Source organism: Vibrio sp. A37 (genome assembly GCF_059777565.1).
Genome location: NZ_JBLNLI010000001.1, coordinates 539,092 through 553,686 on the forward strand (window position 1 = coordinate 539,092; position 14,595 = coordinate 553,686).

Annotated in this window: 13 protein-coding genes; 4 read left to right on the forward strand and 9 right to left on the reverse strand. The window is 39.6% G+C overall.

What is annotated here, in order from left to right; all coding sequences use genetic code 11:
* Positions 1-173 precede the first annotated feature (173 nt).
* The 3 genes from ACM2FC_RS02260 to ACM2FC_RS02270 form a co-directional block, all read right to left on the reverse strand.
* Positions 174-1,760 (reverse strand): APC family permease, encoded by a 1,587-nt coding sequence (locus ACM2FC_RS02260; protein ID WP_498479200.1) that lies wholly within the window; start codon positions 1,758-1,760, stop codon positions 174-176.
* Between the two features lie 541 nt (positions 1,761-2,301).
* Positions 2,302-3,420, reverse strand: a complete 1,119-nt coding sequence (locus ACM2FC_RS02265) for an aminotransferase (protein ID WP_498479201.1) — start codon at positions 3,418-3,420, stop codon at positions 2,302-2,304.
* Positions 3,417-4,400 carry an ornithine cyclodeaminase family protein gene (locus ACM2FC_RS02270; RefSeq protein WP_498479202.1) on the reverse strand — a complete coding sequence of 328 codons (984 nt, stop codon included), beginning with the start codon at positions 4,398-4,400 and terminating at the stop codon, positions 3,417-3,419. Before ACM2FC_RS02270 ends, ACM2FC_RS02265 begins: the two co-directional genes overlap by 4 nt.
* Positions 4,401-5,044: 644 nt before the next feature.
* Between ACM2FC_RS02270 and ACM2FC_RS02275 the strand changes: the two genes are divergently transcribed.
* Positions 5,045-5,206: a hypothetical protein gene (locus tag ACM2FC_RS02275; RefSeq protein ID WP_498479203.1), complete on the forward strand. Its 162-nt coding sequence runs from the start codon at positions 5,045-5,047 to the stop codon at positions 5,204-5,206.
* An 89-nt stretch (positions 5,207-5,295) separates the two neighbouring features.
* Here ACM2FC_RS02275 and ACM2FC_RS02280 read toward each other — a convergent pair whose 3' ends face one another.
* Together ACM2FC_RS02280 and ACM2FC_RS02285 are read right to left on the reverse strand one after the other, a co-directional pair.
* A complete protein-coding gene (locus tag ACM2FC_RS02280; protein ID WP_498479204.1) occupies positions 5,296-5,934 on the reverse strand; it encodes a TetR/AcrR family transcriptional regulator in 639 nt (212 codons plus the stop codon).
* 245 nt (positions 5,935-6,179) lie between these two features.
* Entirely contained in the window at positions 6,180-6,959 is a 780-nt protein-coding gene (locus ACM2FC_RS02285; RefSeq protein ID WP_498479205.1) for a class I SAM-dependent methyltransferase, read from the reverse strand.
* Positions 6,960-7,155: 196 nt separating this feature from the next.
* On the opposite strand from ACM2FC_RS02285, the gene ACM2FC_RS02290 reads away from it, so the two are divergent.
* Positions 7,156-8,040 carry an NAD(P)-dependent oxidoreductase gene (locus tag ACM2FC_RS02290; protein ID WP_498479206.1) on the forward strand — a complete coding sequence of 295 codons (885 nt, stop codon included), beginning with the start codon at positions 7,156-7,158 and terminating at the stop codon, positions 8,038-8,040.
* Positions 8,041-8,218: 178 nt separating this feature from the next.
* Here ACM2FC_RS02290 and ACM2FC_RS02295 read toward each other — a convergent pair whose 3' ends face one another.
* The 4 genes from ACM2FC_RS02295 to ACM2FC_RS02310 form a co-directional block, all read right to left on the reverse strand.
* A complete protein-coding gene (locus tag ACM2FC_RS02295; protein ID WP_498479207.1) occupies positions 8,219-9,316 on the reverse strand; it encodes an ABC transporter permease in 1,098 nt (365 codons plus the stop codon).
* Positions 9,313-10,239 (reverse strand): ABC transporter ATP-binding protein, encoded by a 927-nt coding sequence (locus tag ACM2FC_RS02300; RefSeq protein ID WP_498479208.1) that lies wholly within the window; start codon positions 10,237-10,239, stop codon positions 9,313-9,315. The genes ACM2FC_RS02295 and ACM2FC_RS02300 overlap by 4 nt, the downstream gene beginning before the upstream one ends.
* Positions 10,236-11,192, reverse strand: a complete 957-nt coding sequence (locus tag ACM2FC_RS02305) for an HlyD family secretion protein (protein ID WP_498479209.1) — start codon at positions 11,190-11,192, stop codon at positions 10,236-10,238. Before ACM2FC_RS02305 ends, ACM2FC_RS02300 begins: the two co-directional genes overlap by 4 nt.
* Positions 11,193-11,404: 212 nt before the next feature.
* Positions 11,405-12,160: a substrate-binding periplasmic protein gene (locus tag ACM2FC_RS02310; protein ID WP_498479210.1), complete on the reverse strand. Its 756-nt coding sequence runs from the start codon at positions 12,158-12,160 to the stop codon at positions 11,405-11,407.
* A gap of 343 nt (positions 12,161-12,503) precedes the next feature.
* On the opposite strand from ACM2FC_RS02310, the gene ACM2FC_RS02315 reads away from it, so the two are divergent.
* Positions 12,504-13,136, forward strand: coding sequence for an MSMEG_1061 family FMN-dependent PPOX-type flavoprotein (locus ACM2FC_RS02315; RefSeq protein ID WP_498479211.1), 633 nt, complete (start codon positions 12,504-12,506; stop codon positions 13,134-13,136).
* Positions 13,137-13,711: 575 nt separating this feature from the next.
* On the forward strand, positions 13,712-14,560 hold the full coding sequence (locus tag ACM2FC_RS02320) for a hypothetical protein (protein WP_498479212.1): 849 nt from the start codon (positions 13,712-13,714) through the stop codon (positions 14,558-14,560).
* Positions 14,561-14,595 lie beyond the last annotated feature (35 nt).

The window sequence follows — 14,595 nt, forward strand, 5'->3', positions numbered from 1 at the left end:
TCAGCATTTATAATGAAGATTTATGTTCAATCACTTTATATATGCCATTGATAATGACTGAATGGTGCGAACGATAGCTCTGAGCGACTAACACCTTAAGGTTGTTTAGGTGTCGAACAGCAACGCGCAGCTTGAGAAAGTATGGGCTTTGCTATCCCAAGCTGCTTTTATTCTTAGTTGGACAAGCTATGTTCGGTAAATGTGCTGACATATTTTTTCGTGTTAGCGTCAGGGAGGCGGTAGTGCAGCGCGAGCATCATAATGAGTGCGCAGAATATACCGATAACGATCAAATCTACGCCGAATGGCAGCAAGTGTTTCCCATCGCCAAAGTCACCAATATAAGAAAGCAGTGTTAATCCAATAAAATAAGGCCACATCCAAGTAGATTCTCTCCAGTCTATTTTGAAAGATCGTCCTCGCTCAGTGAAGCAGTGATAACCAAAAAACAGCACTAATCCAATCGCTAAGGCTAAGCTAATTTTGGATACGGTTTCCCAGCCACTCCAATAAGACATTAGTGTTGCAATATAAAATGCAAGCCACGACCAAACTGGAGTGAAAGGAAGCTTAAATGGGCGTTTGATATCTGGCATCTGTCGACGTAATGCTAGTAGTGCAATAGGTGCAATGGCATACGTTAGAGACATCAGTGAAGACAAAAAACCGACCATTTTGTCCCATCCTGGTAATGGAGCGAACATCAGCATTCCCACGACAAAGTTCACCATAATGGCAGTAATAGGGTTGCCATGAGTAGTGATACGCTGAAGTGAAAGAGGTAAATAACCGTTCTTGCTCATGCCGAAAAGTGAGCGGCTCGAGCTGCTGCAATACATTAAACCTGAAGCTAGTGGCCCTGCTAATGCGCCAATGTATAGTAAAGGCAACAGCTTAGTCAGGTGGTCTTGCTGCAAGGTAGCTGCCAGCGGGCTCATTGCTCCACTTAAATTTAAGTTGTGCCATCCATTTGCAAGGTTGTGGCCAGTCATAGATGTTAAAAACGCTGTTTGAAGAAGAAGAAATACGATTAAGCAAATAACGATGGAACCAATAATAGCAATAGGCAATGCTTTGGCTGGATTTTTCGCTTCTCCTGCTAATTCAGCGGCTTGCTTAAATCCTGTGAAAGCGAAAACAATACCGCCAGAAGTGATGGCAGCAAAAACGCCATGCATTCCAAATGGTGCAAATCCGCCCGCCTCTTTGTGAACAATATGAGAAGGCTGGTGGAAATAAGCCAAAATGACCAAAGACAAAATAATTGGAATGATGAGCTTTAGGTAAGTTAGAACGTTGTTTGCTCGAATAAGCCAATGAAGCGAGTAAGTATTAACAGCGCTCACTACCAACATTAGACCAGTTGCGACAATATAACCTTGAGAGGTTAATCCTCCTTGAGCGTAGGTTAAATTAGGAAAATAAAATGCGACGTATTGGACAACCGCTTGAACTTCGGTAGGAGTTAGTGCCATGTAGGAGAGCCAAATAACCCAAGAAAAAACGAAACTGACTAGTGTCCCGTGACTGAGTAAAGGTATTCGAGTACTCGATCCGGTGACAGGGAATGCCGTGCATAGTTCAGCAAATACAAAGGCAATGACGATGGAGGTTGCTCCACCGATTATCCAAGCTAGTAGTGCAGCTGGACCTGCTAACTGCGAGGTAAAATATGCGCTAAATAGCCAGCCGGAGCCGAGGATTGCACTAACGGAAGAAAATAGTAAAGCAATCGGGGAGATACTACGTTTTATTCTCACACTAAAACCTACTGAGTTGATGACGCTTAATTTTTTAAAGCGCTAGGAACGGTTTGTACCGAGACAACGGTTCCTACATATGATTGAGTTTGCTAATTGAGCGGAATAGCGTTTGTACGCCACTCCTAACAGCACGTTTTCGGATGAAAGTAATGGGAGTTTCTAGGGAGACGATTTATTGGTATTTTTCATATGGTCTCTTCAAAACTAGCCTTAAGTATCAGCGAAAGCGCGACATGATACACCTACTGGTTTATCGTATCTAGCTTGGTATAAGCCCGAAAAGTCTGTGCTAGTGCAGGACAATATTCTATTTTTTCTCTAAATGTTGGTATACTTTAGTATAATATTGATTGTAGTTGGATATATATCACAATTGTCGGTTTGGGCGTAGAGATAGTAACTGCAAATTTCCTGCGTTAATCTTGTGTGAAAATCGGCTTGGATAGGTGAGTATTAGCGCGTTATTAGAGAGAGTCCCATGCCTCATATTTCTTACAAAAGACATGGAATACTCACAGCTACTTTAGGGGGAGTTTCATTAGAGGCGTGTCAGGTACTGAGAAATTTTTTCTAACCCAGTTGATAGGACTTCGCTGTTATTTGCATACCCAATTCTGACATAACCTTCCATATCTAGGGCACTCCCTGGAGTCAGCATAACTCCGGTTTCATCGAGTAGCTTGATGCAGAACTCTTTTGAAGGTACGTCAAAATCGTACTTCAGTAGTGCAGTGGTCCCTGATGTGGGTTTTATGTAAGATAGCTTTGGTTCTTGGGCTATCCACTCATCAAGGATGGCTCGGTTGGTTTCGCAAATTGCTCGACTACGCTCAAGTATCGCTTCTTTATTTTCCAACGCGATACAGGCAAAATGATCATCCAGCATTCCTACGCTAATGGTATTGTAATCTCGGTGAATACAAACGGAATGAATGACTTCCTCTGGTCCAGCAATCCAGCCCAATCTTAATCCCGCGAGTGAGAAGGTTTTAGACATACTGCTAGTCGCAATACCCTTTTCGTAAATATCGGCTATTGAAGCTGTAAATCCATCTCCGTGTGAATCTGTACCTCGATACACTTCGTCGCTTAGAATGTACGCATCATATGAACGAGCTAATTCTACAAGTTGTTGTAAAAAAGTCTCATCCATCAATGCCCCAGTCGGATTGTTAGGGTTATTGATGGCAATAAGCTTAGTATTTTCGTTAAGCAATAATTTGAGTTGATTCAAGTCGGGAAGAAACTGATTCTCCTCTTTTAAAGGCAAAATCTGAACATCGGCACCATAGCTTTCTGGGATAGAGTAGTGTTGTTGATAAGTCGGTAATACGGAAATAACGCGATCCCCTGGAGAAACCAGAGTAGAGTAGATCAAAGCATTTGCTCCAATGGCGCCGTGAGTAACGAGAATATTCTCCCGATTTTGGTTTTTGTAGAGCTGAGTGATGTTGTCCCTTAGTCGATCTGAACCTTCAATTGCACCGTAGGTGAGCTTCATCGGTAAGAGCTCATCTAAAATAGAGTCTCGTTTACCAGACAAATCTAACAACTGCTCTACAGTCAGTGATTCTACACAGGTTTCGGCTAGGTTGTAACGACATGTATTCTCATAGTCGTTCATCCAAATTTCTACGCCAAATTCTCTGATTTTCATAATGATTCCTTTGCAAGTTGCCATATACCGTATGCCATGGCGACGTCTTCTAATCCAAGTCCAATTGAGCGGAAAAAGATAGGTTTATCATAAGCTGGAAGCGGGCAATTTTCAGCGACAAGTTGAGATAAATCTCCCTTAATTTCCTTATTATCCCAACCGAAAGATTTATTGGCGAGTAACATTTCGCCAGCACTATTGGGCGTTGTGAATTGATAATCACAGTAAACATCAGCAATCTTTAAAAATTCTGGGCTTACCTCATGAGCATTAATAGCATTGGTGCTTATTGAAGTGACAAGTGCAGAAGGCTTGATATCTTGCGTGTCAATAACGGGTGTTGCTGAGGAAGTACACAACATCACGACATCAGCATTGTCGACACATTGTTGAGCCGAATCGACGATTTCAATTCGTTGGTCAAGTGAATGAAGCTGTGAGATAAGTTCGAAATTGTTCTTGATGTTAAGAGAATAGATACGAATAGTTTGCCACTGACGTAACCTCAAAGTGTGTGCTAGGTGAGCTATGGCGACTTGACCGCTACCAATCAAAGCTAGGTGGCGGCTATCTTGTTTCGCTAGATAGTCAATGGCAACTGCTGTTGTTCCAGCGGTACGTTCTACAGTTAATTGGCTCGAATCACACAGTAGTAGTGGAAGCCCAGTTGACATTGACATTAAGTTGCTCCATGCAGTGATGATTGATTTATCGCTGTCAACGATATATGGAGAGAGCTTAGATCCAAATACGCCTTCATTTGCTAGTACGCCTAGGTAAGTAATGAAGTCCCCTTTATTTTCTGGAAAAAGAGTGAGAGATTGCGGGGGTTGAATCGCTGTGTTTTGGCTCAAGCTAAGAAATAGAGACTTCATCAATTGAAAGGTATCGAGTTTTGGTAATAACGCTGATACTTCTTCCCTGACCAGAACAATCGGTTTGTCCGTTTCTTGGGGAATGACCTGATTTTGTCCGTTCATAGTTTACCTCTCAAGTGATGAATAGAATATACAACTTAGTATAATTAGTACTTTATTGTATATTTTATGTCAAGTACCGAATTGTTTTCAAATTAGCTTGGTTTGCAAAACAAGTATTCTACTCTTATAGTATCTAGGCTGAGTTTGTCACTTAATTAAAATATGATGAATTCATAGTATATATATCTTGTATATTAGTATAACCTAAACTTTAATAATCACTGATATTTGCTCAAATCTTGGATATATTAGTAAATTAAAATTGAACAGTGTTTTCGTTATTCGATATGTATGCTAGCCTCAAAAATAATGTAAACTCTCCTTCGTAAACAAACGTTTGTGTATATTTATTATAGTTTCTTTTTATTTGGTCTTATAACGGAATATATTTCTAAGTTGGAGCTAATTTAAAAAATAATAACCAGATTTACTTTTTGGAGAGCGCCATGAACTGTAGCAACCTAGGAGCCTATATATCCAATAGCCTTTGGAAAATGACTATTTCCAATTACATGTTTCAACGTGATACGAGCCATCGAGAGGCATGCCAAACATTAGGCAATTACTTTAAAGATAGACAGTTAAGCCGTGATACATGTAAAAGCAAGGCTTTCCACTAAGGTCAATGAATAGGGAGGACACTTATGAATGATAACAGTTGGGAAGTCGCAATTGCTTTGTATATGCATCATCTAAATATGACTCGAGAAGAAGCGTGCAAGACGTTGGGTATCAAAACTTCTGAAAAGCAGGATAGTCATCCTACTGACGCGAGCCTTGCACAACTCGAGAGTCAGACTCATTAATCAAATATTTATTATCTAGGCTTAAGCTCATACAAATAGCTTAAGCCTAGATGTTTTGTGTCTCAGTTTATAACTGAGCGGAGATGGTTCTATTCAATAAATCCATGTCGCATAACACTTAAATTATGTTGAATAAGATCAGAAAAATATTGCTCTTTAGAATGACTGTCTTTTATCGAGTCAAAAAATTTAGGGTTAAATAAAAATTGACTTAATATCAAGCTAATCCAAGATATGGTGCAAAATTCTGGCTTGATGTCTTGTCTAATGACTTTATTTTTAACAAGTCTTGATAAAAACTCATCGTCAACCTTATTTGTAAACCACTTTATCGTATTATTGAGATATTCTTTATTTCTATCATTTTCAGGTGTATTGATAACCTGGTATATTAATCTTGGTAGCTGGTGGTTTTTCTTTAGTTCTTCAAATAACGTTACAAAAAAGTCAAATAAGGATGAAGAGTCTGCTTGTCTCAACATGTTTTCAAACGGGATATAAAGTGGGGAGAATATAGACTCAATTACCGACTCATATAACCCATCTTTGTTTCCAAAGTAGTATCGAATGAGTGAGCTGCTTACTCCAGCTTTACTTGCAATTAATCGGGTGGTTATATTTTTGTAAGGCATAGATAGGAACAGATCTATAGAACAAGAGATGAGTTTTTCTCTTACATCACTGCTTGAGCCACTTGGCCTGCCTGGTTTTTTAGTTATAGTTTCCATTTAGCGAACTGGACTGTTTAATAGTTATTTTTCTAAGATTATAAAGTATCAAGAAGAATAAATATGGGCATTGAATACCCATATTTTATGACTTGCTTAACAGTCAATAGTATTATTTATATTTACTATTTAAATTATAAATTAGATTTACTATACCCAGGTAATATAGTAAGTCGATTGTTCTTGTTATTTATTAAAAATAATCTAAATATTATTTATAGAGTTGATGAAATCATTATGATTCATTATTGATTGGTAGGGGGTTTTGCTACTACAGCCCACACTCTATGTGGCACGTGGATAATGCTCTCGGGGTTGTGTTTCTTTAGTGATGTTTTAAGGTCACTATCAAATTGCTTGACGGCAGACTCATTGAGGAAGGCAGACACTCCAGCACTGGCTCGAATACGACCACGCCAGTCAATATGGCTGTATTTGACATCCAAGTCAAAGCTAAATGTTTCGATATGAATAAAGCCTGCCTCGGCGAGATCCGATAGCCAACGAGGATAGAGGCCACTCCCTCCAGACATATTCCAGACTGGGTTGTGCTTAAGTATTAACGACTCTGTCAGTTCAACGACATTATTTGGCAATGGTAACCAATCGAAATGACAGATTACAATTGTCCCTCCTGGTCGTAAAATTCGTAAACATTCCTTTGCCGTTGCTGCTGCATCGAACCAATGCCAACATTGACCCGCAGTTATCACATCTTGAGAATGACTCTCGAACTCTAGTGACGCAGAATCACTGATTTGATACTGAATTGAGACTGCCATTTTTTCATCGAGTCGTTTTGCTTGTTCGATGAGTTCAGGTGCAATATCGACCCCTGTAACAAGAGCGCCTTGCTGCGCAAATTGTCTGGCTAAAGTTCCAGTACCTGTTCCTAAATCAACAATATGTTGACCCGGTAACCCGATACCAAATGGTTTCAAACGAGTAAGTAGTTCGGCTGGGAATCCTTCACGATGAGTAGCATAGTCTTTCGCTGTTTTACCAAAATCGATTGTATGTGACAAACCATCCTCCATTTAAACGTATTTCATGTATCCTTTACCTTGATTCTCTCAAGCTCTAGTAATTTCAATGGGTAACACAAGCCTATACTGCCAATAAGTTGCGTAAAGCGTCAACAGTATTCAAGCTTGACCTGACTTGCTATGCTTAGCCTTCTAATAAAATTGAAGTTTGAGAGTAACGGTTGGGAGTAGAGGAATGACAATCACAAAAGTGGCATTTATTGGCTTAGGGGTTATGGGTTACCCAATGGCGGGCTATTTACAAAAAGCCGGCTATCAGACCACGGTTTACAACCGCACTACAGAGAAATCTCAACGTTGGATTGAAGAGTACCAAGGTGCGTATCAAGCAACCCCCAAAATGGCAGCAGAAGATTGTGATGTCGTATTTGTTTGCGTTGGTAATGATGATGATGTGCGAAGCGTAGTGTATGGTGAAGATGGTATTCTCGCTGGTTTAAAAACAGGTGCGGTATTGGTCGATCACACAACGACTTCAGCGGAGCTAGCTATTGAGCTTTCAAACGCATGTGCTAAACAACAGAATACCTTCATTGACGCCCCTGTCTCAGGAGGACAAGCTGGGGCTGAAAATGGAGTTTTAACTGTGATGTGCGGGGGGGAGAGTTCCGTATTTGAGCAGGTGGCACCGGTTATTGAAGCCTACTCGAAGCAAATATCTTTACTGGGTGAAAATGGTCAAGGCCAACGCTGCAAAATGGTCAATCAAATTTGCATCACTGGTGTATTGCAAGGGCTCAGTGAGGCATTACTTCTGGCTGAAAAATCCAACCTAGATATTTCTAAAGTTGTAGATACGTTAAAGCATGGTGCTGCAGGTTCTTGGCAAATGGAAAACCGGGCAGTAACAATGGCAGAGGACAAATTTGATTTTGGATTCGCCATTGATTGGATGCGAAAAGATTTGGGCTTTTGCTTAGATGAAGCGGAAAGGTTGGGTTTGGATCTGCAATTAGTAAAGCAGGTCGACAAACAATACGCCCAGCTTCAACAAGAAGGCTTAGGGCGCATGGATACTTCGGTATTGTTTATAGCAGTTGAGAAAGTTAGTAAAAAATAAATAGTTCGGTGGTATCGAATAACTTAAAGTAATAGAAGTTTTTCATCGCCGGATCCCTAGCTTGATTTGTTGTTTTATTTCCTAAAAGTTAGAGCAGAAAATCTAAATTTTCCATGTTGAAAATGTAAAAAATAATGCCAGCGCTGCTGCTGGCATTTTAAGCAAATGGAAGTGTGGGTTAGTCCAAAGATTTCTTAAATCGAAGTGATGCAAAAGCAAGACCCAAAATCATAAATCCAACCATCCATAGCGTGTCTTTCCACAGCCCAATTAAGTCCGCGCCACGTAATACAATTCCTCTTATCATGCGCATAAAGTGCGTAGCTGGTAGGGCTTCTGCTATCCATTGTGCTGCAACGGGCATACCTTCATAGGGAAACATAAACCCAGAAAGAAGTATTGAGGGCAACAAGATAAAGAACGTCATTTGCATGGCTTGCAACTGAGTATTTGCGGCAGTAGAAATCACTAATCCGAGGGTTAAACTAGCGCCGATAAATAACAAGGTTGCCAAGAAAATCTGTGATAATGCACCATTGATCGGCACGTCAAAAATAAGGTGTCCGAGCGCTAAAATGATTGTTGCTTGAATAAGCCCGACTCCAATATATGGAATTATTTTCGCTACCATGAGCTCAAATGAGCTAACCGGTGTCGTAATTAACAGTTCAAGGTTTCCATGTTCTCTTTCTCTAACAATGGCGGTACTTGTAAACAAGATCATTGTCATTGTTAATATAATCCCCAGTAACCCGGGCACCGTATTAACGGCGGATCGACTGCTAGGGTTGTAGAACAAGGTCATTTCAAATGTATTTGTTTGTGAGGGGCGTATTTCAATGGCTGTATCCCCCACTGGCATATTCTGTAGGGCCATGATAGCACTACTTAGTATTGTGTCACTGCCGTCTATTATCCACTGACCCAACACTCGCCCTTGAACGGCTCTTTGGGTGAGATCTCTTGGTAATATCAAAGCTGCTCTAACGACGCCGTCTTGAATTGCTTGTTCTGCTTCTTTAGGAGTGGCGTAGTATTTCACGAAATTGACGACCTGTGTCGCGCGAACTGATTCCACTAATATTCTGCCAGCTGCGCTTTGGCTTTGGTCTACGACGGCTACAGGAATATTTCTGACGTTAGTATTAATGGCATAGCCAAATAATAACAATTGAATAAGAGGAATCATTACAACCATCGCAAAAGTGATGTTATCTCTAGACAACTGCCTCAGCTCTTTGGTTACCACGGCTTTAATTCGGTTAATTGAATTCATTGTCTTCCCGTCCCTGTTACAGATACGAAAACATCTTCTAAGCTTGGCCGAGCAAGATTCATTTCTGCTTGCTGAAGCCCAGTGAAATTGGCTTTAAGCCAAGCGATAGGATTAAGTACCTCGCGACTAATCAAAACTCTTAAACGAATACCTAGCTGAGCAGCAGAACGCACTTCAGGCATTTTAAGTAATGCTTCTTTCAGTGCTCGGAGGCCATCTGCGCTGATTTCCACGATATTGACCCCCATTTCGTCCATTAAGGATAACGGTTCTCCATCTGCTCGAATAAGACCAGCTTCCATAATTGCTAGCCGATGGCAACGTTCCGCTTCGTCCATATAGTGAGTGGTGACTAGTATCGTGGTGCCTTGATCGGAGAGATCAAAAAGTTGCTCCCAAAACTCACGCCGATTTTCCGGATCAACCGCAGATGTGGGTTCATCAAGAAACAGTAATTCAGGGTTGTGCATGGTTGCGGCGGCAAGGGAGAGGCGCTGTTTTTGACCTCCACTCATGCCAGAGACCCTTTGCTTGCGGCGTTGATCTAATCCATAAGTTTGAAGTTGCTCATTAACACGATTAGTTAAGGGCTTTCTGCCCATTCCGAAAATTTGCCCGATAAACTGTAAGTTTTCTTCAACTGTTAAATCTTCATAAAGAGAAAATTTTTGTGTCATATAACCAATTTTTAGGCGTAGTAATTCAGACTGACGAGGAATTTCCAACCCTAAAACGTCGACAGAGCCTTCTGTTGGCGTGAGAAGGCCAGTGAGCACTCGAATAGTTGTAGACTTACCACAACCATTTGGACCGAGAAATCCGTAAATACTCCCTTTAGGGACGTTGAGAGTGATTCCTTCAATCGCAGTAAACTCGCCAAAACGCTTTACAACGTTTTGGGCTTGAATGGCGTATTCGGTCATTGGTCATCCTTAACTAAATCAACTTGAGCGGGGATACCTGAAGGAAGGTTTGCTGCGGAATCTCCTAAGTCTACTTTTGCCATGTACATTAGACGAGATCGATCTTGCTCAGTCAGCGCATAGTAAGGAGTAAATGACGGGTCGGTAGCAACCCAACGAACCGTGCCTTGAAAAGTTTTCTTAACGCCATCCACATGAACGGTAACTTTTTTGCCTGGGACAAATTGAGTGCGGTAGGTTTCAGGGACATAGACTTGCGCGTATGGAATACGGTTGGCCTGAACCACAGCAACAATTCCATCAGTGGGAACTCGCTCTCCTAAGTTGTAGGGAAGGTTATCTAAGATGCCATTACGAGTAGATACCACAGTGAGTTCATCAAGCTTTTGTTTCTCCAGCGATACCTCAGCAATGGCAGCGTCAAGCTCAGCTTTCGCTTGAGCCACATCTTCTGGCCTCGATCCCGCAGTAAATTTTTCAAATTCCTCGTAGGCAGAGCGATAATTCGCTCTTGCGGAGTCTCTATTTGCGAGTGCTGAGTCCAGATCAGACTGGCTTATCAACTTTTTCTTTCTTAACTCATAAGTACGTTTATAACTCTTTTCTGCTTCTGTAAGCTGCGCATCGGCAAGAGATACATTGGCTTGGGCTGAAGCAATATCTTGTGGTCGCTCACCGTTTGTTAACTTCAAGAGGTAAGCTCGAGCTTGTGCTTCTTGTGCAATCGATTGTGCGAGCACAGCTTGTTGGTTTTTAGTATCAAGTTGGACGAGGACTTCGCCAATTTTTACTGCACTGCCTTCTTGCACGGGGAGCGCCCGAATTATTTCATTCGATGTTGCAGTAAAAGTAATACGATCTCGCTCTAATGTTCCAAGAGCTTGTGGTTTACTCCCAGGGGAACAAGCTGTGAGTTGGAATAGGGCAGTAAAAAGAATAAGGAATTTTTTCACAATTGCTCCTAGGCTTTATAGTGGCCAACGGTATTACGCCGTTCATGAAGTTAACGACAGGTTAATTCCATTTTAAAAACAGTTTATCGATATTTGAATTAGGTTAATTCTTCAAATTTTGTATTTTGCGGAATTAAATTGAAGTGATTGGGTGAAAATGTGATCTGTGGCTTATGTTGTTTTTATCCAAGCTCAAAAAGCTTTTGAGTATATTATTCGACGATATACTCACCTCGACTTGAAGCTTCACGATATTTCTTGAGTCGGCCGTCAGAATTTATTTTTTTGAAGCCTTGGTTGAATGCTTCAATGAGCTCTTTAGCGCGTGGGGATTTTCTTGAAATTATTAAATAGTATTGTTTAAAGGCGATGGGTTTGGGATGAGGAAAAATTTTATGTGCTAAGTTTATTTTGTGAAGGATTTCCATACCAGCGTCTGTATCTTCAATGACAAGATCGAGTCTATCTAGCATTAGTTTCTGATAATTTTTTTCTGGAATAAAAATTCGTTCAATTTTTAAGACACCTCGTTTTTCCCACTCATCGACACCATAAGAATAGGGTTGTAGGCCGCCGATTCGATATTCTGACAAATCAGAAATTTCTGTCCACTGAAAGGATTTATCGGTACGAAAGAATAATGAGTTGGTGAGTGCGATGACTGGATCTGAGTAGTGAAACAGCTTCTCACGCTCTGCAGTCTTAAGCCATATAAATGTGCCATCGGTATTGCCATCAACCGTCTCTTTTACCGAGCGCTTCCAAGGCATATACTTTAGCTCTACCTTATAACCTTGTTCCTCAAATGCTTCGACAATAATTTGTGTGATAAAGCCACCGTGTTTAAGGCGTTGTGATTGATACGGTGCCCACTCACCAGTTGCCAATACAACGGGCTCTTTTGCATAGGAAGTCATTGAGACCAAGAGAGACAAAAGGCAAGCGTATATGCTTACGCGAACTGACATAAAAACAACCTTTATACGTATTCACTGTTTCGATTTTCCTTTCTCAAACCTAGTAGGAAATGACAAACATCTCAATATTTCATTAGAGAGCAGTTGTTATTTTCGTTCGGCTTTATCAGTACAGGTATAAAATCCACACAGAATATGTTCTTATGTAAACAACAACTTCGATGAATATATTATTAATATAAATCATGATATTTAGTAAATTTTATATTATTAGGTGACTATTGAGATGGGTTTTATTATATTTGATCCCACTCGTTGCAAAGGATATTAACTTTCTTCATAGCCTATTATATCTATGTTCTTTTCATATATTTAACTTAATGGTATGTCAAAAATGGATAAATTTTCTGATTTCGAAGGTGTAGTACAATCATTTGATCAAGTTCGTCAACAACTTGGGGAAGTTGCACCTGCTGTAAAAAATAAAGTGTTGAGTCAGTTAGACGACGTGTGTCAGTCATTTATAAAACAGTCCCCATTTATCGTTGTCGGAACTTCAGGACAGGAAGGACAATCACTCTCTCCGAAAGGAGACCCAGCAGGGTTTGTAAAAATTATTAATTCACAATATATCGCTATTCCGGATCGCCCTGGGAACCGACGCGCAGATACATTTCAAAATCTTCTAGAAAATCCCAAAATTGGCATTATTTTTATAATACCAGGCAAGACTGAAACGTTGAGAGTGAGCGGAGAAGCTCGAATCGTTACAGATAAAACATTGACTAAAAGTATGGAAGTAAAAGGTCACGTTCCTGATTTTGCAATTGTTGTACATATTGAAAGCGCATTTATCCATTGCCCTAAATGTATGCAACGCTCCAAACTATGGAGATCAGACTCTTGGCAAGATAGTTCTCATCTGGATTCTATTGGAGAGGCAATGATCAAACACGCTGGTTTGGACATATCACCAGAGGTATTAGACGAGATTGCAGAGAAAGAAGGCTTAAAAAAGCTTTATTAACTGGATATGCTCAAACTAATCTAGAAGGTTTGAATATAAGCATTTATTTTGGGTTTTTAGTCATTTTGTATGAATTTTAATTCAAATATTCTTTGGGGGCTTGTACAAGTCTTTCATTGCCCCTATCAATGTTGACTAGAAACATTTTCTATATTTTGCTCTCAAAGTACAACTTTGTAGAAAAGTAGAATTTTAGATAAAGGCATACTTATTGTTTTTTTTTATATACTTAAATCTTTAGTAACATACTTCCCATATGAAATAATAGAATATCTATTCACTCTATTTTATTTAAAAGTAAATTGAAATAGTTAAGTACAACACCTTATTGGTAGTCACTACGTATTTCGTGTTCTATTCATTTTACCTACTATATCGCCCCACTGGTTCGAATCCTATATCTTAATCAACAGGTTTCCGCTAGTATGCTTCATATACAGTGTTATTTTTAAAGTTTTTTGTACGGTAAATTGCAGCGAGCTTAAGCTAAAAAGTAGAATGGACTTCTAGATTTTAGGGCCTATTTATAGGAGAGGTGTTGGTTGTATTTTAGTTAATATAAGTGGTAGGTAAGTATGACACATCTTGAAAGGTTTAATATCGCAATAAACTCTAATGATTTAGCGCAGCGTGAAATCGATGTATTAGAGAAAAATAAAGGAATGCTATCTAAATGTTCTTTGGCAATGCAAGATATCTTGGATGCAATTATACCTGATCTCAATATCGTAAACTTTTCATTTTCTAGAATCGATCGCCACTCTCAACTGACTTGTGTCTCTTTACGACCAGATATGATATTTGGATTATATAAATTAGGTATCTTATTTGAAGAGCCTACAATGAACTTGTCCTCAATTCGCCCTATTTATGATCGGTTTTCGGAGTTATCCGAGTCGATGCGTAATGCTTATATAAAAGAGTTTGGCCTAAGCGAACATATTCGATGTATTGTTTTAGAGTTTGATGTTGGTCACGCGAAGGATTCTTTCTATTTTTTGTTTGAAGATAAATACAACAGCCCAATTAGCTCGTACTTTAACTTATTTCATAACCTATCTCTCTATTTTTATAAAACTTTTAATCAGGCTGACTTAGAAGTATTATTTAATTTAAAATCTATTAAGCAAATTAATTTTGATGAACGTCAATGCGAATTCTTTTCCCCATTCGAAATTTTGCAGGATCGTTTCTGTCTCACAAGAACACAACTTAACTATTTGAAATTAATAGCATTAGAGATGGATTCTAAAACAATATCGACGATAACAAATCGCTCGGTAAGAACTGTTGAGGCTGCTATTTTAGAGTTAAGACGCAAGTTTTCCGTTAAGTCTAAGTATCATCTTGAGTGCTATCTCAAGCTGCATTATATCCGTCAAGTAAATCAATATTTATATGATCGAACTGGTGTGGTTGTTTAATCTTCATTACCGAAAAAATGAGGGTGACTATACAC